This is a genomic window from Bacillus sp. 05T31 (assembly GCF_056396725.1).
The window spans coordinates 1-3617 of sequence record NZ_JBFTMA010000454.1; the positions used below are offsets into that span (position 1 = coordinate 1).

The 3617-nt window shown below is 33.5% G+C and carries 2 protein-coding genes and 1 pseudogene; 1 reads left to right on the forward strand and 2 read right to left on the reverse strand.

The annotated features are described in order from the left end of the window. Window positions 1-1332 (reverse strand): NAD(P)/FAD-dependent oxidoreductase (locus AC1DJR_RS21705; RefSeq protein WP_477003474.1); only part of this gene is annotated, 1332 nt, incomplete at its 3' end. A 345-nt stretch (window positions 1333-1677) separates the two neighbouring features. On the opposite strand from AC1DJR_RS21705, the pseudogene AC1DJR_RS21710 reads away from it, so the two are divergent. Next, window positions 1678-2225, forward strand: a pseudogene (locus tag AC1DJR_RS21710) (transposase); the annotation flags it as partial. Between the two features lie 247 nt (window positions 2226-2472). Here the strand turns inward: AC1DJR_RS21710 and AC1DJR_RS21715 are convergent. Beyond that, entirely contained in the window at window positions 2473-3426 is a 954-nt protein-coding gene (locus tag AC1DJR_RS21715) for an arsenic resistance protein (protein ID WP_429688203.1), read from the reverse strand. Window positions 3427-3617: the final 191 nt, after the last annotated feature.

A 3617-nucleotide genomic window follows, 5' to 3' on the forward strand; every position in this document is an offset into this window, starting at 1 on the left:
GTCAACGACAGCTCCTTCATCGTTAGATAAATCATGGATGCACTTTTGAGGAACTTCTAACTTTCCTTTAATTAAATGGCCAACAACATTTGCATTTTCTACTAAGAAGTTCTTTAAACTTGGATTCATGTGAAAACGAGAAGGGGTATACAATTCTCGGTATTTGTTCTTTTCTCTACATATAATATCTCGAAATAAAAGCGCCGCTGCGGTTCCGTTTGTCATACCCCATTTTCTGTATCCAGTAGCAATTAATATATTTTTCTGATCAGATGTAATTTCACCGATATAAGGAATTTTATCTAGTGTAATTAAATCTTGAGCTGACCAACGGTATGTAATATTTTCAAGCCCAAAAACTTGTTGCCCGAATATTTCCAAGGCTTCATAATGTTTTAGTGTTTCTCCGCCTTGTCCCGTTTTATGACTTTCTCCAGAGATAAGAATAAATTTTTCTCCATTAATTGTTGTAGAACGGAGAGAGCGTGTCGGTTCATCTACACTAATATACATACCACCTGGATAATCTGTTTTTGTCTTAGCAGCAATTATATAGGATCGGTCTGCATGCATTCTTGTAGAGTATAGTCCTGCACCTTCATAAAAAGGGAAATGGGAGCAGGAGAGAATATACTTTCCTGTAATCTGAGCTCCTTCACGGGTTAGAACCACAGGTTGTTCGCCTGTTTTAATATTTACTGCTGTGGTATTTTCAAAGATGTATCCATCTTTTTCTGTAATTATATTTGAAAGATGAGCTAAATACTTAAGGGGATGGAATTGTGCTTGATTTCTCATAACAAGTGCATTATGTATTTTTAAATCAATAGGAAGTTTGTTTACAAGTTCGCCTTCAATACGAAGCTCTTTATAAGCTTCTGCTTCTTTTTCTAACTTAAATGCATATTCTTCTGTTGTGGCATACAAATAAGCATCTTGTTGAGTGAAATCGCAATCAATGTGATGTTTATTAATTGTGGCTTGAATGAATTTTAAAGCATCGATGTTTGATTCATAATACAATCTTGCGGTAGTTTTTCCAGTATATCTGATAAGCTCGTCATAAATCATGTCATGTTGAGCCGTAATTTTAGCTGTCGTATGTCCAGTCGTTCCATTTAATAACTTGTCTGCCTCTATAACAGCGACTTTTAGACCTTCATTTACTAAAAGATAGGCAGAAGTAATGCCAGTAATTCCTCCTCCTACAATAATAACATCGACCTGCATGTCATTTTCTAAGGAAGGGTATTCTGGTAAGTGAATACTGCTCGTCCAATAAGATTCGGTATTATGGGGTAATATTCCACTGTAATTCTCATTATTCGTCACTATAAATCCTCCATCCAATGTTTTATAGTTCTATTATTTCCACTTATTAGAGAGGTAAACTTCGAGCTTAGAAAACAGCAAATTGTGGCTGTATGGTATGTTCAATTTAGACGTACTTTTATTTGAACATTGTTTTTGCTTTTAAATGAAGTTTATTCAAATTGATACTAATAACTTTGATAAATAATCATAGAAAAGAGCGTGTTTTGAAAAAAAGGTTAATCAAAACAGAGGCCACTGAAAAAGTCTTTATAGTTTAAAAAGTGAAAGCTTCCTCGATGAAATCGAGGAAGCTTTCACTTTTTTCATGTATAATGATTGTACTAATTCTAGGTAGTGTCTCGGATGATTTCGAATCAACAATCTCTTAACCTTAGTCCATTTATGGCGATCTACGATATCGTTGTACCAAAGGATAATATGCTTCGTCAATTTAATGAACTGGTAGACTTTTCTTTTGTTTTAGAAGAACTACAAGATAAATATTGCCTCGATAACGGTCGCAATGCAGTGTCACCTGTTCGTATGTTCAAATATTTATTATTAAAATCTATTTTTGATTTATCAGATGTAGATGTTGTAGAACGCTCAAAATATGATATGTCCTTTAAATATTTCTTAGATATGGCACCAGAAGATATGGTAATTGACCCAAGTTCATTAACAAAATTCCGTAAGCTTCGCTTAAAGGATATTGGATTACTGACATGCTCATCCAGAAAACGGTGGAAATCGCGCTTGAAAAAGACTTAATTACTAGTAAATCTATTATTGTTGATGCGACGCATACAAAAGCACGTTTCAATCAGAAATCACCGAAATTAAAGAAAAAGGGACAGAGCGTTATAAAATTGAAGCGAAAAATAGTGAACTTAAGCATAGACACGGGTATGATGTGGCATCTTCTATGCAAATGCAAGGAGCGATGACTATATTCGCTGTTAACTTAAAACGAATTATGACCCTATTAAAAGAAAAAAATAATAAAAATATAGAAAGAAAGGCAACTTTCCGTTCAATTTTGAACGAAAAGTTGCCTTTCTTGTTTTACATTTGATTTGTAAATTGAAAAACGTAAGTTTTTCAGTGGCCTCTTTTCAAACAGGGTCTTTTTATAATGTTTTAAGCTTCTACAACTTGTTATTTTCCCCTAATAAATAACAACACTTGTGACACACACGCTAGTACTGGTAGTTCTATTAACGGTCCAATCACTAATGCAAGCGCGATAAGAGGCTCGTCTGGAAAAGCAGTCACAGCAATTGCGAGTGCAACAGGCGAGTTTCTCGCTAATGTCGTTAAGCTTAGGCTTACAGTGTCTTCATAGGATAAATGCATCATACGTCCTACAAACTGTCCTAGTATAAAGTTAATTATGAAGAACAGTAATACTGGTATAAGTAACAATAAAACAACATTCATATTTTGTAATAAGTACTTACCTTGTGAGGCAAACATCGCTACTATTGCTAAACTTAAAAATACAATTTGAGCAGAGCTGAAAAATGGAATGAGTTTATTCTCAAGTGTTTCAACTTTTTTCATTTTATGCATAATGAATTTTGTAGCGTGCGCAAGTAAAAATGGTAAGACGATTACGATAACAATACTTTCTACTAAAACAGAAACCGCTACAGTTTTCATGACACCAGCAAATAAAAATAAATAAATTGGMAGCAGTARTACTTGTAAAATTAAATTTACYGGTAGAATTGATGTAGATAATGCGACGTTACCTTTTGCRATCTCTGTGAAAATTAAATACCAGTCTGTACACGGAGTAACCATTAACATAATAAAGCCGACCCAAAGTGCTGGGTGATCTGAAAGAAATAATGCGCCTAATCCCCAAGCAAGAAAAGGTGTCCATATAAAGTTAATACCTAGGCTTGTTCCAGCGAATTTTAAGTTACGGAAGCCATTTTTTATATCATTTAATGGGATGCTGAGGAATAATCCGTAAAGCATTAAAAATAAGAAGGGGACAATAAATTTTTCTGAATGCATATGTATCATATTAAATTGTCCTAATATAACCCCGAATATAACAGCTGCAAGAATGATAAAGGTTTGAATCTTTTCTAAAGTACTCATTAATAAATCCTCTCTATAGATGAATTTCTCTCTCTAGTTGTATTATACAAGGGATTTCACTTATGTGTTTTTGAATTTATCATTTCGAATGAGGAAATATATTTCTTTGTTATTTTTAATCCGAGATATTTTTCTTTTTGAGAAGTTACTTGACTAAAGTAAGTAGGTGTATTACAATCACTTACATAAGG